At 37.2% G+C, this 20,608-nt stretch carries 20 protein-coding genes; 18 read left to right on the forward strand and 2 right to left on the reverse strand.

The features are described 5' to 3' along the window. The first annotated feature begins 34 nt into the window (after window positions 1–34). The 3 genes from L6W14_RS03655 (at window position 35) to L6W14_RS03665 (ending at window position 1,658) form a co-directional block, all read left to right on the forward strand. Complete coding sequence (locus L6W14_RS03655) at window positions 35–223, forward strand: hypothetical protein (protein WP_016992451.1); 189 nt, start codon at window positions 35–37, stop codon at window positions 221–223. 92 nt (window positions 224–315) lie between these two features. Then, a complete protein-coding gene (locus L6W14_RS03660) occupies window positions 316–492 on the forward strand; it encodes an aspartyl-phosphate phosphatase Spo0E family protein (RefSeq protein WP_080717115.1) in 177 nt (58 codons plus the stop codon). Between the two features lie 299 nt (window positions 493–791). Beyond that, entirely contained in the window at window positions 792–1,658 is an 867-nt protein-coding gene (locus L6W14_RS03665; protein ID WP_131521701.1) for an NAD(P)-dependent oxidoreductase, read from the forward strand. Window positions 1,659–1,726: 68 nt separating this feature from the next. On the opposite strand, the gene L6W14_RS03670 is transcribed toward L6W14_RS03665, so the two are convergent. Beyond that, window positions 1,727–2,119 (reverse strand): DoxX family protein, encoded by a 393-nt coding sequence (locus L6W14_RS03670; protein WP_131521700.1) that lies wholly within the window; start codon window positions 2,117–2,119, stop codon window positions 1,727–1,729. 158 nt (window positions 2,120–2,277) lie between these two features. Between L6W14_RS03670 and L6W14_RS03675 the strand changes: the two genes are divergently transcribed. The 6 genes from L6W14_RS03675 to L6W14_RS03700 all read left to right on the forward strand — a co-directional run bounded on the left by L6W14_RS03675 (window position 2,278) and on the right by L6W14_RS03700 (window position 10,989). Next, window positions 2,278–2,598: a winged helix-turn-helix transcriptional regulator gene (locus tag L6W14_RS03675; RefSeq protein ID WP_016992449.1), complete on the forward strand. Its 321-nt coding sequence runs from the start codon at window positions 2,278–2,280 to the stop codon at window positions 2,596–2,598. A gap of 203 nt (window positions 2,599–2,801) precedes the next feature. Continuing rightward, window positions 2,802–4,124 carry an MFS transporter gene (locus tag L6W14_RS03680; RefSeq protein ID WP_131521699.1) on the forward strand — a complete coding sequence of 441 codons (1,323 nt, stop codon included), beginning with the start codon at window positions 2,802–2,804 and terminating at the stop codon, window positions 4,122–4,124. A gap of 65 nt (window positions 4,125–4,189) precedes the next feature. Further along, window positions 4,190–5,092: a chemotaxis protein gene (locus L6W14_RS03685; RefSeq protein WP_048391990.1), complete on the forward strand. Its 903-nt coding sequence runs from the start codon at window positions 4,190–4,192 to the stop codon at window positions 5,090–5,092. Between the two features lie 160 nt (window positions 5,093–5,252). Continuing rightward, the gene (locus tag L6W14_RS03690) at window positions 5,253–6,800 is read left to right on the forward strand and encodes a Ppx/GppA family phosphatase (protein WP_131521698.1); all 1,548 of its coding nucleotides are present in this window, start codon (window positions 5,253–5,255) and stop codon (window positions 6,798–6,800) included. After that, window positions 6,797–8,953: an RNA degradosome polyphosphate kinase gene (locus L6W14_RS03695; RefSeq protein WP_237899420.1), complete on the forward strand. Its 2,157-nt coding sequence runs from the start codon at window positions 6,797–6,799 to the stop codon at window positions 8,951–8,953. The genes L6W14_RS03690 and L6W14_RS03695 overlap by 4 nt, the downstream gene beginning before the upstream one ends. A 29-nt stretch (window positions 8,954–8,982) precedes the next feature. Then, the gene (locus tag L6W14_RS03700) at window positions 8,983–10,989 is read left to right on the forward strand and encodes a GGDEF and EAL domain-containing protein (protein ID WP_237899428.1); all 2,007 of its coding nucleotides are present in this window, start codon (window positions 8,983–8,985) and stop codon (window positions 10,987–10,989) included. A 46-nt stretch (window positions 10,990–11,035) separates the two neighbouring features. Here the strand turns inward: L6W14_RS03700 and L6W14_RS03705 are convergent, their stop codons facing one another. Continuing rightward, window positions 11,036–11,647, reverse strand: coding sequence for a TetR/AcrR family transcriptional regulator (locus tag L6W14_RS03705; RefSeq protein WP_237899430.1), 612 nt, complete (start codon window positions 11,645–11,647; stop codon window positions 11,036–11,038). A gap of 236 nt (window positions 11,648–11,883) precedes the next feature. Here L6W14_RS03705 and L6W14_RS03710 point away from each other — a divergent pair, with 236 nt between their 5' ends. From L6W14_RS03710 to L6W14_RS03750, 9 genes are all read left to right on the forward strand, one after another. Continuing rightward, the gene (locus tag L6W14_RS03710) at window positions 11,884–12,777 is read left to right on the forward strand and encodes an NAD(P)-dependent oxidoreductase (RefSeq protein WP_131521694.1); all 894 of its coding nucleotides are present in this window, start codon (window positions 11,884–11,886) and stop codon (window positions 12,775–12,777) included. 15 nt (window positions 12,778–12,792) lie between these two features. Continuing rightward, window positions 12,793–14,313, forward strand: coding sequence for a CoA-acylating methylmalonate-semialdehyde dehydrogenase (locus tag L6W14_RS03715; RefSeq protein WP_131521693.1), 1,521 nt, complete (start codon window positions 12,793–12,795; stop codon window positions 14,311–14,313). Between the two features lie 63 nt (window positions 14,314–14,376). Beyond that, on the forward strand, window positions 14,377–15,693 hold the full coding sequence (locus tag L6W14_RS03720; RefSeq protein ID WP_131521692.1) for a GntP family permease: 1,317 nt from the start codon (window positions 14,377–14,379) through the stop codon (window positions 15,691–15,693). Between the two features lie 12 nt (window positions 15,694–15,705). After that, window positions 15,706–16,467, forward strand: a complete 762-nt coding sequence (locus L6W14_RS03725; protein WP_131521691.1) for a 3-hydroxybutyrate dehydrogenase — start codon at window positions 15,706–15,708, stop codon at window positions 16,465–16,467. A gap of 15 nt (window positions 16,468–16,482) precedes the next feature. Continuing rightward, complete coding sequence (locus L6W14_RS03730) at window positions 16,483–17,667, forward strand: iron-containing alcohol dehydrogenase (protein WP_237899432.1); 1,185 nt, start codon at window positions 16,483–16,485, stop codon at window positions 17,665–17,667. 151 nt (window positions 17,668–17,818) lie between these two features. Next, on the forward strand, window positions 17,819–18,586 hold the full coding sequence (gene fadH, locus L6W14_RS03735; protein WP_237899442.1) for a 2,4-dienoyl-CoA reductase: 768 nt from the start codon (window positions 17,819–17,821) through the stop codon (window positions 18,584–18,586). A gap of 63 nt (window positions 18,587–18,649) precedes the next feature. After that, window positions 18,650–18,889, forward strand: a complete 240-nt coding sequence (locus tag L6W14_RS03740; RefSeq protein ID WP_048391979.1) for a hypothetical protein — start codon at window positions 18,650–18,652, stop codon at window positions 18,887–18,889. Window positions 18,890–19,085: 196 nt separating this feature from the next. Then, window positions 19,086–19,526, forward strand: coding sequence for a cyclic-di-AMP-binding protein CbpB (gene cbpB / locus L6W14_RS03745; RefSeq protein ID WP_237899443.1), 441 nt, complete (start codon window positions 19,086–19,088; stop codon window positions 19,524–19,526). A gap of 68 nt (window positions 19,527–19,594) precedes the next feature. Further along, a complete protein-coding gene (locus tag L6W14_RS03750) occupies window positions 19,595–20,482 on the forward strand; it encodes a transcriptional regulator CcpC (RefSeq protein ID WP_112117431.1) in 888 nt (295 codons plus the stop codon). Window positions 20,483–20,608 lie beyond the last annotated feature (126 nt).

Below are 20,608 nucleotides of genomic sequence, written 5' to 3' on the forward strand. Positions count from 1 at the left end.
TTACACAAATGAGGCAAAGAGAGGAATAAAGTTCATGGAAAAATACGAAAATATGCTTAAACAATTACAAAATGGGGAAAGGGAAAGTATTGAAATTCAAAAGGAAGAATTTTACGAATTTCGTGAAATTCTTGTAAAACACCCATTATTTAAACATTTCAGAGGTGAGGCCAAGCAAAATGGGCGAATTATCTATACTTATACTGAAACACCTAGAAGTTAATTTGTCGAACATTGTCGTAAGTTAATGCTGTAAGAAATGAAATATAAATGTATAATAATGGTATGATTATTTGTGTGTGGAGGGTTGTATGAATGGTCAATCTACTCTTGAAACAAATGGAACAAACTCGTGAGATGATGATTCGCTCAGGTGTAGAAAACGGGTTACAAAATGCAAAAACCATTCAACTGAGTCGCAGATTAGATCAGTTAATGAATACTTATTATAGACAGATGGCATTTGAAGAAGAAAAAGACCAAGAAAACTAAAAAAGATTGTTCCAGTATTCAGAGTAAAAAACATTTTAACATATATGTTTAAAATGCATTTCAATGGGGAATAACTTACTATGAACACAGCAACATTCTCATTTCCCCCTTTAGAGCAGTGATCCCCCAATCACTTGCTCTCTTTTTTTGCTTATTCGGTATATATGCCCTACATATAAATTTTAGTACAAGTTGTGGGAAGAGTTTGAATTATTCCATTCATTCACCTAAACTGAAAAGATAGAGAGTTGGACTCCCACGGAGAGTACACACATTCTAAAACAAAGGAGCATGTACATATGACAAAGAAACGTATTGCATTTATTGGAACTGGAGTAATGGGTGCTAGTATTATTAAGCATTTATTAAAAAATGGTCATGAAGTAACCGTCTATACTCGTACGCAAGAAAAAGCAGAGCCTCTTGTTGCTCTAGGGGCTTCATGGGCAAGCTCACCTGCTGAAGCATTTAAAAATCATGAAATTGCCTTTACAATGGTTGGTTATCCTTCAGATGTAGAGGAAGTATATTTTGGGGGAAATGGCCTCTTCCAAACAGCAGAACAAGGCAACATTGTCATTGATATGACGACTTCAGAGCCATCTTTAGCAAAGAAAATTTATATGCATGCTCAATCCATTGGTGTAGAGGCTTTAGACGCCCCTGTTTCAGGTGGGGATATTGGTGCACAAAATGGCACTTTGTCTATCATGATGGGTGGCGATCAGGACACATACGACAAGGTATTGCCCATTATGAAGCAATTTGGTGAAAATATAATTTATCAGGGTGAAGCAGGAGCTGGGCAGCATGCAAAGATGTGCAATCAAATTGTCATTGCCTCTGGTATGATTGGCGTGTGTGAATCACTAGCTTATGGACTAAAGGCAGGATTAGATTTACCGACCGTATTACAATCGATCTCTTCAGGTGCAGCAGGTTCATGGTCTTTAAGCAATTTAGCCCCACGTATGATAAAAGAAGATTTTGCACCAGGCTTTTATATTAAACATTTTGTAAAGGATATGAAAATAGCTTTAGATGAGTCAAACAAAATGGGCATCACATTACCAGGACTTGCATTAGCCTATGAAATGTATGAGAAATTAATCGCAGCAGGCTATGGTGATAATGGTACACAAGCACTCTTAAAGTATTATAAATAATTCTCGATGCGAATATGAATAGGAAACCTGAAGACTCCTTAAATGGAAGACCTTCAGGTTTTTTTGTTTTACTCTTTCCCGAAAAGTTGAGAATCCAGTGAGAAGTTTGATGCGCCTGCGAGAGCAAAGTAAAGAGCTATTGCACCTAAAGCTAAATCTAATTCATAACCAGCCAATCCATCTGCCCCGATAAAGCCGATGCTAAGTTTTGCTGTAAAGATCGCCACAATCATTGTAATGGTTAATAAAGCACCAAATATTCTTGTTGCTAAACCTAAAATAATTGCAATTCCACCTACTAATTCAATAATTGCCACGATATACGCCATAAATCCTGGTATACCTAGGCTTTCAAAGAAGTCAGCTGTATAGCTAATACCACCTTGAAATTTTTGGAAACCATGCACTGCAAAAATAACGCCTAGAACGATACGTAAAATTGTTGAACCAATATTTTGCATAATAAAGTAACTCCTTTTCTTTTTTTGCTTACAATTCGTAACTTAGTTTATTTTTAAAAACAACTTTTGTCAAGTAACTTAATGTATTTTTAGAACAGGCTTTTTAAAAAAGTGATATACTGTTAAATAGGAACTAATATACAAAGGGGGTAAGTGATTTGGATCAAAAAAATATTTGTCCACGATTTGAAAAAGCACTCATGATATTAAATCATCGTTGGAATACACTACTTATTTATCAGCTACTAGATGGTCCGCAAAGGTATTCGACTATTAAAAATCAGCTGAATATTAGTAGTCGTGTATTAACAGAACGTTTAAAGGAGTTAGAGACTGAGCAAATAGTGCTACGTACAGTAATTCCATCAACACCAGTTGTCATTGAGTATGAACTGACGGAAAAGGGGTATGCTATTGCACCCGTGTTAAAAGCGATTGAGCAATGGTCCTCTGAATGGGTGACAATAGATATAGAATGATAAAAAGGTATTCAAGCGAGGGGCTTGAATACCTTTTTTGATTTTACACAGAAAACAAGTGTTCAATTATCGACCATTTGGCAGTTATTTTTCAGTGAATTTACTGTTATATTGTAAATAATATTAATTTTCTTTAAAAAAAGGTATTTTTTATTTCAGAGAGAAATTAATTGTTTATTATAGAGAATGGAGAGGAGGGTTTTATGAAGAAGAGTACAGCTATAGACGTACAACATCGAAGTCAATTAGCCATTTATTTATCATTACCGATACTTTCATGGGCATTTTATGATTTTGCGAATACAATTTTTTCTTCAAATATAAATACAATATTTTTTCCCTTTTACATGGATGAGGTTTTAGGAACAAATGAAGTCATGCAACAAGTTGCGAGCACCTTTATATCTTATGCAAATGCCATTGCAAGCTTGTTGCTCGTTATCTTTTCACCACTTTTCGGTGTGTGGATTGATAACACAGGTTATAAAAAGAGATTTATTGTATGGTTTGCTTCCATATCTATTGTGTTTACGTTTATGATGGGAATATTTGCGAATGTACAAACCACTGTCAATTACTCTGGTGTGCCTCTTAGTTTATTTTTGGTAGTTGCAAGTTTTGTCATAGCAAAATTTTTCTTTAATTCAAGTTTAGTATTTTATGATTCTATGATGGGCGATCTAGGAACAAAAGAAGAGATGCCACTCATTTCAGGGTATGGTGTTGCAATTGGGTATCTTGGTACACTTTTTGGATTACTTGTTTACTTGTATGTTGGTAACAGCGATTTTCATCGGGCGTTTATTCCAACAGCCATTCTGTATTTACTCTTTTCATTGCCATTATTCTTAATTAATAAAGATACACCGATCCCAAAGTCACAACGGAAGTCCTTAAAGTTTTTAGATGGTTATAAAGAAATCATTCAAACATTTAAAGATATGAAGCAATATAAAGCAATCTTTACCTTTATGATTGCTTATTTCTTTCTAAATGATGCCATTGCTACAACGATTGCTATGATGGCTGTTTATGCGACAACAATTGTTGGCTTTAGTTCTGGCCAATTTATCGTTCTTTATTTGGTCTCTACTGTCTCAACAATCATTGGGTCACTTGCCTTTGGGTATATTACGAAATCAATAGGCGCTAAACGTGCCATTACAATTGTTGCCCTTATTATGATTGTTGCTTTGATATTCGCTGTTTTTGCTTCAGCACAATGGATGTTCTGGCTTGCTGGTAGTCTATTTGGTATATCACTTGGCTCAATGTGGGTGACATCTCGGACCTATATTATTGAATTATCACCGAATGAGAAACGTGGACAATTTTTTGGGTTGTTTGCTTTTTCAGGTAAAGTTTCATCCATTATTGGTCCAGCCATATATGGAACGGTTACATTGTGGATGAAGGATTATGGTACTATTGCTAGTCGTGTAGCATTATCAACGTTGATCGTTATGACTGTCGTTGGTCTATTGGTACATCTAAAAGTTAATGATAAAAATGGAAATAGCAAGTAGGAGAAATGTATTGCCTATGATACAATTGAATTATAAACAGATGTAGAGAAAGGAGCGGGGTTGCATTGGAACATAAAGGAATATTATTAGAAAGTGGCACAAATGAGCTAGAGATTGTTGAATTTGAAGTAGCAAACAATAAATTCGGCATCAATGTTATTAAAGTAAAAGAAATTATTCAACCGATCCCAGTAACGTTTATCCCACACGCGCACCCGCATGTAGAAGGAATCATTCAATTACGAGGTGAGGTATTACCTGTTGTAGATATGCTACGAGTATTAGGGATTCAAGGTGCTGAGCGTAATCCACAACAAAAATATATTGTAGCAGAATTTAATAAACAACGTGTCGTTTTCCATGTAGATAATGTAACACAAATTCATCGTATTTCTTGGAATCAAATTGAAAAGCCTTCAGATATGTATCAGGGAGGTACATCGCAAGTAATCGGAGTGATTAAACAGAATGAGCAAATGATTCTATTACTAGATTTCGAAAGAATTATGGTGGATATCAATCCTGCATCAGGAATTAGTGTGGAATCTGTTAAAAAGCTCGGTAAACGTGAGCGATCTGGAAAGCGAATTTTAATTGCAGAAGATTCACCGTTATTACGTAAATTACTGTTCGATACAATGAGTGAAGCTGGTTATGACAATGTTGAATTCTTTGAAAATGGCCGCGATGCTTATGAATATTTAGAGGGAATTGCAAAGAGTGGTAGTGACATAGCTGAGCATATTCAATTGGTGGTAACGGATATTGAAATGCCACAAATGGATGGCCATCATTTAACACGAAAAATCAAAGAGCATCCCGATCTTCAAAAGCTTCCTGTTATCATTTTTTCAAGTCTAATTACAGATGACCTTCGTCATAAAGGTGATCAAGTAGGGGCTGAGGATCAAATAAGTAAGCCAGAAATTGCAGAGCTCATTTTACGTGTTGACCAACTTATTCTGTAATCACCATGGCTTGATACTTCTCAATTTTAATAATGGGTATCCTGCAAGTATAAATAAATGAAAGTAAAGTCGGATGCCTGAATTAAGAGGGTCCGATTTTTTGTATATGTCCAAATAATATGAACAAAATAAATGGTAGATGCTTGAAGGATGTGATTATTTGAATGAATTAAAAACAGCTATTATTGATATCGGCTCCAATACGATCCGATTAGTATTATATCAATATGCTAATGAAGAGGGACTTCGTGAGCTTGGAAATATTAAAACGGTAGCACGATTGCGTACATATTTACAGCCCTCAGGAGAGATGTCTGATGAAGGTATTCAAGTGTTATCAGAAACTTTATTAACATTTAAAGCCATGCTTGAGGATTTTGAAGTAACAGATGTAAAAGCTGCGGCGACTGCGGCTATTCGACAAGCCACTAATCGAGACAAAATTATAGAGGAAATGAAAGAACGGACTGGTATCCAAATAGAGCTTTTATCAGAAGAGGAAGAAGCCTATTTTGGCTACGTTGCTGTTGCCTACTCCATGGGTACGAAATCGGCCGTAACGATCGATATCGGTGGGGGTAGTACCGAAATTACGCTGTTTGAAAATAAAGAAATTCAGCAATCACATAGTTTTCCTTTTGGGACAGTTTCTTTAAAGCAACGTTTTGTAAAAGGTGACATTATCAATAGTAGTGAGAAAAAAGAGCTTCTTACCTTTGTCAAAGAGCAGTTCCAAACACTCCCTTGGATAAAAAATGTTGCGCTACCTATTATCGCAATTGGTGGTAGTGCGCGGAATATTGCTCAAATACATCAGCAAAAGCATGATTACCCTATTGCCAGCGTTCATGGTTATGAAATGACAAAGGAAAATTTGGATGATTTAAGCTTATTTTTAGGGCAATTAAGCTTTCAGGAATTGAAACAATTGGATGGTCTCTCATCGGACCGTGCAGATATCATTGTTCCCGCATTAGAGGTATTTAGAGTGTTGATGGAGGTAGTTGGTAGTGAGACTTTCCAACTGACAAAGCGAGGTTTACGTGAGGGACTCATTATTGAACGGATTTTGCAAACAGATACGCAGGCATTTGATAAATATAATGTCTTTGAAGGAAATGCTAGAAGCTTAGCACGGCAGTATGGTCGGAGTGAAATGGAAGTAGATTATTTAATGCATTTAGCAGACCAATTGTATCGTGAATGTTGTCATTTAGGCTATTTGCAATATCATCCAGATGATTTGCATTTATTGGCAAAAGCGGCGAAGGTTTTTAATATAGGAGAGTATATCGAATTAAGCTCTTCAAGCCAACATACTTTTTATTTAATTGCGAATCAATCTATTGATGGTTTAAATCATTTAGAACGAGTAAAACTAGCACTTCTTGCCTCTTATAAAAATAAAGATTATTTCGAACGATTTGCTGCTCCATTTGCTACATGGATGAGTCGGGAGGAACTTCGTAAAATAAGAGATTTCGGAGCGCTATTAAAATTTGTCTATGCATTAAATGTTTCAAAACGCAACATAGTACATGCTATTGAAATGCACACCGAAGAAGATCATGTTCAGCTTAATATTTATGTAAAAAAGAATGCCGCGGCTGAAAAGTATCAAGCCAATCGACATAGAAAGCATTTAGAACGTGCATTAAAAATCCCAATGAAGATCAATTTTATTGAAGAAGGGTGGAACAATGGATGACAACTGAAGTAACGAAAAACGAGCTACATGGGGAAGAATTTTCCGAAAACTACAATCTATTGTTAGAGGAAATTGCAAAGCCTCAATATTATAATAATCGTGAATTAAGCTGGCTTGCCTTTAATGAGCGAGTGCTAGAGGAAGCAGAGGATATTAATAATCCTCTGCTCGAGCGTTTAAAATTTTTAGCTATATTTAGTTCCAATCTAGATGAATTTTTTATGGTACGTGTGGCAGGCTTACAGGATCAGGTACGTGCTGGTTTTCATAAGCCTGAAAACAAATCTGGCTTAACGCCGAAGGAACAGTTGGCCAAAATAGCAGAACGCACACAAGCATTAGTGCGACGACAAACTGAGGTATATAGACATTTAATCTATGATTTACTACCTCAACAAAATGTACATATTGCGGATATGAAAGATTTAAATAGCAAGCAAAAATCATTTATCAATGAAATGTTTGCAGAAACTATCTTCCCTGTTTTAACACCTGTTGCAGTGGATGCCTATCGTCCTTTCCCAACTTTACTTGGTAAAACTTTGAATTTACTAGTGCTGTTAGAGCAGGATGAGTCAGATCTTGAAAGTCGTGAAAAAGTGGCGATTGTCCAGGTTCCATCTGTGTTAGATCGCTATATAAAAGTACCGTCCGAAGAAGGAAAGACAGTTGTAGTTTTATTGGAGGATGTGATAGTAGCGCATATTGAAAAGCTGTTTTATGGCTATAGCGTAAAATCAGCACAAGCCTTCCGCTTAACAAGAAATGCAGATTTAACTATCCATGAAGAAGGGGCTCGAGATCTTCTTGTGGAGATCGAAAAAGAACTGAAAAAGCGAAAATGGGGTCTAGGAAGCCGTTTAGAAGTTCGAGTTGGAGAAATGAACGAGGAAGTGCTGCAATACTTACTAGATGAATTCGAAATAGAAGAATCTGATGTATTCCATATTGATGGTCCTTTGGATTTAACGTTTATGTTCTCTTTTGTGAAAGGTATTTCAGTAGGTCGTGAGCATTTAGAATATGAAAGCTTTATCCCACAGCCACCTTTAGATTTACAGTCTGACGAAAATATTTTTGAGAAAGCACTTCAACAGGATATATTTTTCCATCATCCATATGAATCTTTTGCCCCTATTGTTGATTTTATTTCTGAGGCCGCTGTCAACCCGAATGTGCTGGCTATAAAACAGACATTATATCGAGTAAGTGGGAATTCACCGATTATTCAAGCGTTAAAGCTTGCCGCTGAAAACGGTAAACAAGTAACGGTATTAGTGGAGCTAAAGGCTCGCTTCGATGAAGAAAACAATGTGCACTGGGCAAAACAATTAGAACAAGCAGGTTGTCTTGTGATTTATGGGATGAATAATTTAAAAACACACTCAAAAATCACGCTAGTCGTTAGTCGTCGTAACGGCAAAATTGAACGTTTTGTCCACTTGGGTACAGGAAATTATAATGATGCTACTGCAAAAATCTATACGGATATGGGCATAATAACGACAGATAAAGAGTTTGGCATTGATGCGACAAATTTCTTTAACTACTTAAGTGGCTATACAGAAAAGCCAACCTTTAATCATTTAGTCGTTGCTCCATTTGATATACGAGATGAATTTATTCGTTTAATGGATGAGGAAATTGCCTGTCATAAAAAATATGGAAATGGTTTTATTCGTGCAAAAATGAATTCATTGACAGACAAAGATTTAATGATGAAGCTTTATGAGGCATCAATTGCTGGTGTAAAGGTCGAACTTATTATTCGTGGTATATGCTGTATTAGACCAGGAATCCCAGGTATTAGTGAAAACATTACCGTAACAAGTATTGTTGGTCGTTTCCTTGAGCACTCTCGTATTTATTGGTTCCATCATAATGGGGAAAATAAAGTATATTTATCCTCTGCGGATATGATGACACGCAATATGATTAAACGTGTAGAAATTTTATTCCCTGTATATGCAAGTGAAGCAAAAACTCGTATTATTGACATAATGAATGCACAATTAATGGATACTGCCAAAGCCCGTATTCAAGACTCTAATGGTAAGTATCATTATAAAGAGTTTGATCGTAGCGAAGATCCATTAAATAGCCAGGAAATTTTCTTGAAGGATGCATTAAAGCCTACGCTAGACGAAGAATAGAGCAAACACGCTACTTAGTGAGGGATAGAATGAAAAAATGTAGAGAAAATGTAGCGCCATTTGCAGAATATCAACAGCTCATGCAACTAAATCCATTTGATGCAATCATTTGTTTGAGACAAGTTGATAAGACAGTGTTTGAGGTCGTTGAATTTAATGAAAAGCTATCGTCAATGATTGAGTTGGAGGATATAACAGCCAAAAACGCTGAGAACTTTTTTACTAAGCAATGCTGGCTGCAATTGTCGGGATTTCTAATTGAAGAAATCAATAAACAGCATACTCTAAAATTAGGTAACGGTCATCAAGAGAAAACATTTATGCTTCATGTTCAGCACTTTTCTGAATCAATAGTTGCCATTATTCTTCGAGCGACACCATTTGAAGAAAATCCCTATTTACAGTTCATTGAACAACATATAAGTCCAGTGTTAACGACAGATTTACAAGGTCGAATAATTCATCAAAATATTGCTGCTACTGCTACACTATCGAGAGAGCAGCACAGTCTAATTGGACTAGATATTTTTTCATTACTCGAAAGTAAATATCTCAATGAGTTTAAACTATTATTTACCAAAACAATCGAAGGTTCAGCGTTTGGCATGCCTAAATGCTTATTGAAAGGTGATTTACTAAGCAAAGAGCCCTTTTATTTAAGAACGCATCCAACCTATTATAATGGTGAAGTTGTGGGTGTCCACCTATTTGTTAAAGATGCTAATTCATTTATGAATGATCATGAAGCATTCTATTACCTAGCACTAATGGATGAATTAACAGGTATTTGGAATCGAAAAGCTTTTAAGGAGCATTGGCTACAGCATTTAAATGATAAAAAGCAAGAGCATAAGCAAGCCGCTCTTATTTTAGTTGACATTGACCGTTTTAAAAAGTTTAATGAATCCCTTGGCGAGAGCAAGGGAGATGATTTGATGCGTATGTTTAGTCATAGGTTACGGGAGCTTTGCTACTCAAAGTGTTCGCTATATCGATATAATAGTGATGAGTTTATTTTTGTGCTAAAAGATGCAACCATCCAAAAAATTGAACGAACTGCAAACTTGATTATGGACGTATTAAAACAGCCATTTATGATAGATGGACAGGAATATTTTATTAGCGTATCGATTGGGATTTCACTTAGCCCAGCAGATGGTAAAGATATCGAGACACTTGTACGGAAAGCAGATAAAGCTTTATTTTCTGTTAAAGAACATGGTCGTTCACATTATCGCTACTACCGTGAAGATATGACGGCCATTTTTCCAAACGAAGCATTAATGGAGGCACATTTACGTCGAGCAATTGAATTTAATGAGCTAAGTCTTCATCTACAACCGCAAATGGATTTAGCAAATAATAGCATCAATAGCTTTGAAGCATTATTACGATGGAATAACCGTAAATTTGGTTTTGTATCACCAGCACAATTTATACCTATTGCGGAAGCCTCAGGGTTGATTATTGAAATTGGTGATTGGATTATTGATGAGGTATGTCGTTACCAAAAAGAATGGCAATCGAAAGGATATCGTCCTGTACGGATTGCAGTCAATATATCCCCAAAACAGTTTAGAAAAGAAAATTTTGCCCGAAAAATTAAAACAGCTTTAAAGACATATGGTGTACCACCTGAATTGTTAGAAGTAGAAATTACTGAAAGTTCTATGACAAATGTTCATGAAACATTTTCGATTCTTACAGAACTGAAGCAATTAGGTGTTTATGTGTCTGTGGATGATTTTGGGACAGGCTATTCCTCATTAAGTTATCTCAAGCGTTATCCGATTGATATTATTAAAATTGATCAGTCATTTATTGCAGATATAGCAAAGGATGACAAAAATGAAGCCATCATAAAAGCCATTATTTCGATGTCTCATAATTTAGGATTAGAGGTCATTGCTGAGGGAATTGAAGAACCAATACAAGTTGATTTTCTCAAACGCCATCGTTGTCAAAAAGGGCAAGGCTATTTGTATAATAAACCATTACCAGTTGAAACGATTGTACAACAATATTTTGTAAGCTAGAAAACGGGTAGCACTTTCATCACAAAATAGATGAAGTGCTACTTTTTTATTTGCCGTTTTTAAGACCGTTTAAGACAATTGCTGTGAATTGCGACATTTCAGAGGCTAGGTCAAAGTCTTCACTATGTATCAACCAATCATAGACATTCGCACGCATACAGCGCTGAATAAGTGTTTGTATGGTAGCAGCAGAAACATCTTGTCTAAATTCCCCATGTTGAATTCCTTCCTCGATATATGTATTCATTATCTGAAAAATCTTACGTTGTGGATTGATTAAATAATGATCCTGTTCTACTTGGTTTGTCATAGCAGCCGTATATACTGTACGTAATAAATCCTTTCCCACAATATTGGTTAAATATCTCATTTGCTCTTGATACACTAAGAGTATTTTTTCACTTGCTGGTAATGTGGGATCAATATTTTTTTCAACTGTACGATAAAAATTATCAAGCTCCTTAAATTTTTCTAAAATAACATCATATTTAGATGGGAAATGTGTATAAAATGTACCCTTTGAAACATTACATGCCTTTGTAATTTGTTCAACAGAAACATGTTCATAACCATGCTTGTTAAATAAATCTAAAGAAGTTTTCAATAATTTTTCACGTGTTTCTAATGCCTTTTTCTGTCTGCTTGTGAGTGTTTCCATTGGTAGCTAATACCTCCTATATTAAATATTGTAAAATATCTTTTGTAAAAAAATATTCTGAAAATATTAATTTTTTAATTGACGAGATGGATTTCGATTGATTATGATTTAAATGACCGAAGTCAATGACTGCGGTCAATGATGTTATCTCGTTACTAATGTTACTTTAAAAAATGAAAGTTGGCTAGTAGATCATCAAGTTTTCTGTTGTATTTTCAAGGAATGGGGAGGTCACAATGAAGGAAAAATTAGGCTTTATTGGCTTAGGAAATATGGGTTTACCGATGGCTATTAACTTATTAAAAGCAGATTATCAGGTATATGGTTTCGATACGAATACGAAAGCAATGGAACAATTCACAGCTGCAGGTGGTTTCGCCCTTGAGACAGCTCTGGATATCGCGAAGCAATGTGATGTTATTATGACAAGCTTGCCTACCCCTCAGGTTGTAGAATGGGTTTATCAGTCAGAGCAAGGAATTTTACAACATGCAAAGAAAGGGTGCCTACTGATTGATTTTAGTACTGTTAATCCCGAATTGAATGATACGTTACATACAGAAGCTATAGCTTCGGGATTACGTTATTTGGGAGCACCTGTCAGTGGGGGTGTCATAGGGGCTATCAATGCGACATTAACTATTATGGTTGGTGGTGACACAGATGATTATATAAGTGCTAGCGAAATATTCAGAATAGTCGGTAAAAATATTTATCATTTGGGCACATCTTCAAGTATAGGAACGCGAATTAAATTACTCAATAACTTAATGATTGGCTTTTACACAGAGGCAGTCGCTGAAACGATTGTACTTGGCGAAAAAATGGGTATTCAGGCAGACACGCTCTATGAAGTATTAAACAATAGTTATGGGCAAAGCCGTATTTATGAACGTAATTATTTGGAATATATGAAAAATGATAATTATGAGCCAGGCTTTTCGACAAATCTACTATTAAAGGATTTGAAGTTAGCTAAGGAAATGGCGGATGAAGCAGGCGTATCGCTGCGAATCGGCGAAAAGTTAGTGGATCTTTATAGTGAAATTGCTCAGCAGGGCTATGGAGAAAAAGATATGTCTGCAGCTTATTTAAGCTTAAAGGAAACATGTAAACTAGAACAATTTTAAGAGGAGGAAATGGATATGACAACAGCACAAGAGGTTAAAACATTAACACATTTTATTGGTGGCAAATTGGTTGAAGGAAAAAGTGGCCGATTCGGTTCGGTATTTAACCCAACAACAGGTGAAGTCATTGCTAAGGTACCCCTTGCAACAATAGAAGAAACACAAGATGCAATCGAGCAAGCTCAAGCAGCATTTCCAGCTTGGCGTGATACTTCAGTGGCTAAGCGTGCAGAAATTGTACTAAAGTTCCGTAACCTTATCACTGAAAATATGGAGGAACTATTAAAAATCATTTGTACTGAAAGCGGTAAAACGATTGAAGATGCTAAAGGTGAAATTACACGAGGACTTGAATCTGTTGACTTAGCCATTGGTGCACCACACTTAATGAAGGGAGAATACTCTGTAAATGTTGGAGGTCAAATAAATGCTTATTCTGCAAAATATCCATTAGGGGTTGTGGCAGCAATTTCTCCATTTAACTTCCCTATCATGGTGCCTCTAGCACAAACGAGTATGGCCATTGCTGTAGGAAATGCGGTTGTTTTAAAGGCATCAGAGCGTGTGCCAATGACAGCATTGTATGTTAGTGAGCTTTGGAAGAAGGCGGGATTGCCTGATGGTATTTGGACAGTAATCAATGGTGATAAAGATGCGGTCAATGAACTTTTAGAAAACCCAGCTGTGCAAGCGATTTCATTTGTTGGATCAACACCAGTTGCAAAATATATTTATGAAACTGGATCAAAATATGGAAAGCGTGTTACAGCGCTTGGTGGGGGTAAAAATAATATGGTTGTAATGCCTGATGCCGACCTTGAACAGGTAGCCAATGCCTTTATTGGAGCAGCATATGGGGCAGCCTCACAACGTTGTATGGCGATATCTACCATTATGCCTGTAGGAAAGGATACTGCAGATCGTCTCGTGGAGATTCTGAAGGAAAAAATCGCGAATCTGAAGGTTGGCCCTTATACAAATCCTGATTCAGATTTTGGCCCTGTTATTTCTCAACAATCAAAAGAAGCAATTCTTACTGCAATTGATCGAGGGGAAGCCGAAGGAGCTTCAGTAATTTGTGACGGACGAGAACTTGATATTGTCAAAGAGTCTAAAGGGTTTTATGTAGGGCCTACATTATTAGATCATGTAAAACCAGGCATGGAAGTTTACGAGCAAGAAATATTTGGTCCAGCTCGCAATGTTGTTCGTGTAGATTCCTTAGAGGAAGCTATTACACTAATAAATAAGCATGAGCTAGGTAATGGTGTCACAATCTTTACGAATGATGGATTAGCAGCTCGAAAATTTACAACAGAAATTGATGTTGGCATGGTTGGTGTCAATGTACCAATTCCAATTCCTGTTGGCTACCATAACTTTGCAGGCTTTAAAGGCTCTCGCTTTGGTGAGGGGCATATGTTTGGTCCAGACCAAGCACGATTCTTCACAAAAACTAAAACAATTTCAGAGCGTTGGATGGCTGGTAATGCCTCCTCAGCATCCACATTTGCATTCCCAAGCAATAACGACTAATAAAACCTAGAGCTGTAGAGTTATACAGCTCTTTTTCTAAAAAAGGGGATGGGTGGGGTGTAAATGTTAGCGTATATTGGTCTTTTTGGTAGTTTAGCATTATTAGTTTATTTAACAATGAAGGGTGTAAATCTACTTATTTCAGCACCGTTAACTGCGCTGTTAGCAGCCTTAACAAACGGTCTTGCATTTTTTCCTCAAACAGCTGATAAAGATCAGGCAAACTTTCTAACGAGCTATATGGATGGGTTCACCGGATTTGTTGGTTCATGGTATTTAATGTTCATGGCGGGTGCCATTTTCGGTAAAGTCATGGAGGATACAGGCGCTGCAGATAGTGTCTCAAAATGGATTGTAGAAAAAATAGGGGTGAAATATGCCACATATGCTGTAGTTTTAGCTGCAGCAGTACTCACATATGGTGGTGTTTCAGTTTTTATCGTAGCCTTTTCTGTTTATCCAATGGCTATTAGTTTATTTAAACAAGCAAACTTTCCACGACGTTTTATTCCTGCTGCACTGGGCCTAGGTTCTGTCACATTTACGATGACATCAGCAGGCTCACCTGAGATTCAAAATTGGATACCAATTCCATACCTTGGTACAACTCCATATGCAGGTTGGCAAGTTAGTATTGTCGTGGCTATTTTTATGGCCGTTGGTGGCTCGCTTTGGCTGAATTGGATGATTAAACGCGCTGTTAACAAGGGGGAAGTTTTTATTGAGCGCTCTACCGATCCAGTAGCTGATGCAACACGTAAGCTACCGAGTCCCCTTTTGAGTCTTGTACCATTATTAGTTGTTTTAGTCATTTCTTATATTTTCCATGATTCACTTGGAACCTCTGCTTTAATTGTAGCCTTAACTAGTGGCTGTATCGTGGCTTATTTAGTGAGTTACAAATATGCAAAGTCAGTTGGTGCAACATTAGCAGCAGGTGCAATGGGTGCTATTATTGCCATTGCAAATACGGCGGCTGTTGTCGGTTTTGGCGGGGTAGTAAAAGCAACACCATCCTTTGTTGCAACTGTTGATGTAATGACCAATATCCCTGGCAGTCCGCTAATTGGAGGAGCCTTAGCCATTGCGGTTATTGCTGGTTTAACAGGTTCAGCATCAGGGGGACAAACAATTGCTATGCCCTTACTAGCACCGCATTATATCGAGATGGGTGTAGATACAGAAGCGTTGCATCGGACAATCGCTATAGCATCTGGTTCGCTAGATTCATTGCCACACGGAGGATATGTGGTGACAACCATCAATTCAGTATGTAATGAAAAGCATAAGGATGCATATATGCCATTTGGAGCTTTGACGGTTATTATCCCTATTATAGGTACAATACTTGCAATCATATTATTCTCATTAGGGATGTAGGAGGGATGAAGTATGCAAGGAAAAACGGTTTTTATTACAGGGGCAGCTCGTGGTATTGGTCTTGCTATGGCACAAGCATTTGCTGAGCAAGGGGCTAATGTTGTAATAACAGATAAAAATGAACAGCTTCTTGAGGAAGCCGTCGCACAATACCCCTCTTTAACTTCCTATATATGTGATGTGACAGAAGAACAAGCCATAAGAGAAGCCATTGATTTTACGATTCATAAATTCTCAACCTTAGATATTTTAATCAATAATGCAGGATTTCAACATGTGTCGCTTATTGAGGATTTTAAGACAGAAATTTTTGAGTCAATGCAAAAAGTGATGGTCGTTGCTCCCTTTGTGGCGATGAAGTATGCGTTACCACATATGAAAAAGAATCAATTTGGTCGTATTATCAATATGGCCTCCATCAATGGCGTCATTGGGTTTGCTGGGAAGGCAGGATATAATGCAGCAAAGCATGGTGTGATTGGGCTTACTAAGGTAACGGCACTAGAGGTGGCGACAGAGGGAATTACGGTAAATGCTATTTGTCCAGGGTATGTTGACACGGAATTAGTACGTAATCAGTTTATGGATTTAGCACAAACACGGGGAATTCAAGTGGAAGAAGTTCTTGAACAAGTGTTATATCCACTTGTACCGCAAAAACGTTTACTTGATGTCTCAGAAATTACAGGACTTGCATTATATTTAGCAAGTGATGTAGCAAAGGGGTTAACCGGCCAGGCCATTCTATTAGATGGTGGCTATACAGCTCAATAGCTTAGGAGGGAAAATATGATTCAAACAAAAACCATCTTTACTGTTCATTCACCAGGTACGATTGTATATGGTCGAGATTCATTTGAAGAAGTAGGAGCGTATGCGAAAAAACTAGGTTCAAAGGCATTAATCATTAGTGATCCAATTATGGACAGTTTAGGCTTTATCAAGAAATGCCATACACTGTTAAAGACCCAAGGGATAGACGTCGTTTCATATATAGGGGTGACAACTGAGCCAGATGATACGTATGTAGCAGAGGGATTGCAGCTTTTTCAGAAAGAAAACTGTGATGTCATTATTTCTGTTGGTGGTGGTAGCTGTATTGATACGGCGAAGGCGATTGCAGTAGTGGCTACAAATGGCGGCTACATAGGAGATTATATGAAAATGGCAAAGGTTGCAGCTAATGCACCAATTCCACACATTGCGATACCAACAACAGCAGGTACAGGCTCTGAAGCAACAGATGCCACTGTTATTACCAATACAAAAAGTGATGTGAAAATGATGATTAAGCAACCAGCTTTTATGCCCACTATAGCGATTGTTGATCCTATATTAACCATTACTTCACCTCCAGCAATTACCGCAGCAACTGGAATAGATGCATTGAGCCATGCCATTGAGAGCTATTTATCGCGTTTAGCTCACCCTTATTCGAATGTGCTCGCCTTATCTGCTATGGAATTAATTGTGAATAACATCATAAGGGTTTATGAATATGGAGATGATGTTGATGCTAGGGAAGCGATGTCATTGGGTTCGATGCAGGCAGGGCTGTCATTTTCTAATGCTTCTGTTGCCCTTGTACATGGAATGTCCCGTCCGATTGGGGCACTTTTCCACGTACCGCATGGCATCTCCAATGCGATGCTTTTACCAGCTGTACTAGATTATTCAAAAGACGCTTGTATAGATCGATTGGCAGATTTAGGACAATTTTTTAATAAAACAAAAGAACGTTTATCGCAAGAGGAACTTGCTCAGCTTGCTATTACGTCCATTAAAGATATGTGTAAGTATATGAAAATTGGCAATTTAAAGCAGTGGGGAATCGAGGAGCATGCTTATTATCAGGCCATTCCTAAAATGGCCGAGGATGCACTTGCAAGTGGGAGTCCTGGTAACAATCCGAAGATACCAACTTTAGAAGAGTTAATGGAGCTATATAAAATTGCCTATACGTATGAGTTTTAATGATATTGGAGAGCTATTCATTGAATGAATGGCTCTTTTATATTTTTTCAGAAAATAAACTCGCATTCTATAGAATTAATATGACATATTCGAGAATATATAGTAAACTTTTAGTGAATCACCATTCATTTTTAACAAAGGGGGAAATGGAATGTTGCAAGGGAAGACAATTATTATTACGGGTGGATCAAGTGGTATGGGGCTGTATATGGCAAAGCAGTTCGTAACTGAGGGAGCTAATGTTGTCATAACAGGTCGTAACGAAGAACGATTAGCAGAGGCAAAGAAATTTATAGCGGAGGCTGGTCCCTCTATTGAGACATTCCAAATGGATGTACGTGTACCTGAGCATGCTGAGGCTATGCTCGCATTTGCTATTGAAAAATTTGGTCAAGTGGATGGGCTTGTGAATAATGCAGCAGGTAACTTTATTGTACGTGCAGAGGATTTATCACCGAATGGCTGGAAGGCTGTTGTAGATATTGTATTAAATGGTACATTCTATTGCTCTTCAGCAGTAGGCAAGTATTGGATTGAGAATAAGACCAAAGGGTCTATATTAAATATGGTAGCGACGTATGCTTGGAATGCAGGAGCAGGTGTGATCCATTCAGCTGCAGCAAAAGCAGGGGTACTATCATTGACGAGAACGCTAGCTGTTGAGTGGGGGAAACAGTATGGGATTCGGGTTAATGCTATTGCACCAGGCCCGATCGAGCGTACTGGTGGAGCCGATAAGCTTTGGGAATCAGAAGCAGCGGCAGCTCGTACACTAGATTCTGTTCCACTAGGCCGTATAGGAACACCAGAAGAAATTGCTGATTTAGCTACATTTATGATGTCTAACAAAGCAAGTTATATGAATGGAGAATGTGTAACTTTGGATGGTGGGCAGTGGCTCAATCAATATCCATTCTAAAAATCTTTGCATAACGAATAGCTGGGTTGACGCATACTAAGGGTAAAGAAAGGAGTTTTGCCGATGGGTATGTGGTTAATACCAGCAATTATTGCCATTGTGATCATTTCTGCTATTTCGTTTGTTTATACGTTAAAAATAGCTAAAATGACTTCTGAACGGAAATCTGAAAATGATACCCCTATTTCAGAAACAGTTGAAGAATATGCAACGATGTTGAACCCAATTGTTTGGGTCTATGCAATTTTTTTACTTTTTTTAGGGATCATGATTTTTTACTACTGGAGTAAGGCTGGCTATTAGTTAAGAACCATCTTCATTCGGTCACGAAAAACTTGACTGGATGAAGATATTCTAAGTTTTTGCTGTAAAGGCTAAAATAATTCATTGTTCATGAAAACTCTTCTCGGCCTGGTCATGGTCATACATAGAAAAGTTGTGATATGATGAAAGGGAAGGACTGTTCTACACAGTGAGGACAGAAAAGGAGAAGAAGTTCATGATTTCAACTAACAGCAAAGACTTATTAGCAATGCCAATTAGTGATTTTATCATTTCCTCTGAAAAAGTTGCGCATGTACAAAGTGGAAATAGTGCGGAACATGCACTCCTTGTACTAACACGTACAGGGTACTCGTCCATACCTGTATTAGATTTGAAATATCGACTTCAAGGTTTACTTAGCATGAAAATGATTACCGAATCGATTCTTGGACTTGAGCATATTGAATATGAAAAGCTACCTGATATTAAGGTTGACTCTATTATGGAAAAAGAGATCGCTGTATTGAAGCTGACGGATAGTTTCCAGCGTGCTTTGGATTTAGTTATTAACCACGCCTTTTTATGTGTAGTGGACGAAGATGGTACATTCGCAGGGATATTAACAAGACGTGTTATTTTAAAGCAATTGAAAAAATATATTTATCAAAAAGAGTAGTAGCTTAAGAGGGAACTCAGATGAAAATCATGAGGCCCTCTTTGCTTGTATTGGAGGTTTACAGATTGATGGCAACAGAGGCAGAAATTTTAAAAATCTTAGCTGAAGAACGCAATATGCGGAAAGCAGCAGAACGTCTATTTTTATCCCAACCAGCCCTTTCACAACGATTGCAAACGATTGAGAAAGACTGGGGTGCACAATTATTTATTCGTTCACAAAAAGGTTTAACAGCAACACCTGCTGGTGAACAAGTTATTGCTTATGCAAAGGAAATGCTAGCCAAAAAGGAAGAAATATTTGAAACGATTCAATCCTTAACGACAAAGGTAAACGGGACATTGAAAATTGCTTGTGCTTCCATTGTTGGTCAGAACTGGCTACCAAAAATCTTGCAGGATTTTGTGTCAAAATATCCAGAGGCTAAAATATCACTGATGACGGGCTGGAGTTCTGAAATTGTGAAGGCTCTTTACGAGGGCGAGGCCCATGTAGGCATTGTACGAGGCCAAGTTGACTGGAAAGGAGAAAAGATCCACCTTTTCAGAGATACTCTTTATTTAGTGGACAAAGAGGTTAAAACAATTGAAGATGTGTTAAAAACAGACCGTCCATTTATTCAATATAAGAGTGATTCCAACTATTATCAAGAAATTCAGCAATGGTGGCAGCAGCATTTTGCCTCGAATCCAAGAAAACAAATTTTAGTGGATCAAATTGAAATTTGCAAGCAAATGGCATTAAATGGTATCGGTTATGCAATCTTGCCTTCTATTACATTAAATGACCACGATGCCATTCATAAAATTCCTCTATCAAATGATGAAAAAGAGTTTGGTCTTACACGCGATACTTGGCTAATTGGTTATGAATCCTCTTTTGAATTAAGACAAGTAGAGGCATTTGTTGAAGTAGTGCAGGATCATGCACGATGTTTGTTTGATTATACTAAATAGAATATCAGGCAGCTCTAGGTTGTTTTGGAGTTGCCTTTTTGCATTGTAGAATTCTTAAGAGTTTATGAATATTAATGAAGATAACATAAGAAATGGAACAAAATGCAATATAAATCGTATAATTAT

It is taken from the genome of Lysinibacillus sp. ACHW1.5 (assembly GCF_022014815.1).
GTDB classification, from domain to species: Bacteria; Bacillota; Bacilli; order Bacillales_A; family Planococcaceae; genus Lysinibacillus; species Lysinibacillus capsici.

Excerpts from the sequence above, each read along its gene's own strand:
- L6W14_RS03660 (WP_080717115.1), top strand. The coding sequence starts at position 316 with ATGGTCAATCTACTCTTGAAACAAATGGAACAAACTCGTGAGATGATG.
- L6W14_RS03695 (WP_237899420.1), top strand. The coding sequence starts at position 6,797 with ATGACAACTGAAGTAACGAAAAACGAGCTACATGGGGAAGAATTTTCC.
- L6W14_RS03665 (WP_131521701.1), top strand. The coding sequence starts at position 792 with ATGACAAAGAAACGTATTGCATTTATTGGAACTGGAGTAATGGGTGCT.
- L6W14_RS03670 (WP_131521700.1), bottom strand. The coding sequence starts at position 2,119 with ATGCAAAATATTGGTTCAACAATTTTACGTATCGTTCTAGGCGTTATT.
- L6W14_RS03705 (WP_237899430.1), bottom strand. The coding sequence starts at position 11,647 with ATGGAAACACTCACAAGCAGACAGAAAAAGGCATTAGAAACACGTGAA.
- cbpB (WP_237899443.1), top strand. The coding sequence starts at position 19,086 with ATGATTTCAACTAACAGCAAAGACTTATTAGCAATGCCAATTAGTGAT.
- L6W14_RS03740 (WP_048391979.1), top strand. The coding sequence starts at position 18,650 with ATGGGTATGTGGTTAATACCAGCAATTATTGCCATTGTGATCATTTCT.
- L6W14_RS03710 (WP_131521694.1), top strand. The coding sequence starts at position 11,884 with ATGAAGGAAAAATTAGGCTTTATTGGCTTAGGAAATATGGGTTTACCG.
- L6W14_RS03720 (WP_131521692.1), top strand. The coding sequence starts at position 14,377 with ATGTTAGCGTATATTGGTCTTTTTGGTAGTTTAGCATTATTAGTTTAT.
- L6W14_RS03680 (WP_131521699.1), top strand. The coding sequence starts at position 2,802 with ATGAAGAAGAGTACAGCTATAGACGTACAACATCGAAGTCAATTAGCC.
- fadH (WP_237899442.1), top strand. The coding sequence starts at position 17,819 with ATGTTGCAAGGGAAGACAATTATTATTACGGGTGGATCAAGTGGTATG.
- L6W14_RS03750 (WP_112117431.1), top strand. The coding sequence starts at position 19,595 with ATGGCAACAGAGGCAGAAATTTTAAAAATCTTAGCTGAAGAACGCAAT.
- L6W14_RS03715 (WP_131521693.1), top strand. The coding sequence starts at position 12,793 with ATGACAACAGCACAAGAGGTTAAAACATTAACACATTTTATTGGTGGC.
- L6W14_RS03655 (WP_016992451.1), top strand. The coding sequence starts at position 35 with ATGGAAAAATACGAAAATATGCTTAAACAATTACAAAATGGGGAAAGG.
- L6W14_RS03730 (WP_237899432.1), top strand. The coding sequence starts at position 16,483 with ATGATTCAAACAAAAACCATCTTTACTGTTCATTCACCAGGTACGATT.
- L6W14_RS03700 (WP_237899428.1), top strand. The coding sequence starts at position 8,983 with ATGAAAAAATGTAGAGAAAATGTAGCGCCATTTGCAGAATATCAACAG.
- L6W14_RS03725 (WP_131521691.1), top strand. The coding sequence starts at position 15,706 with ATGCAAGGAAAAACGGTTTTTATTACAGGGGCAGCTCGTGGTATTGGT.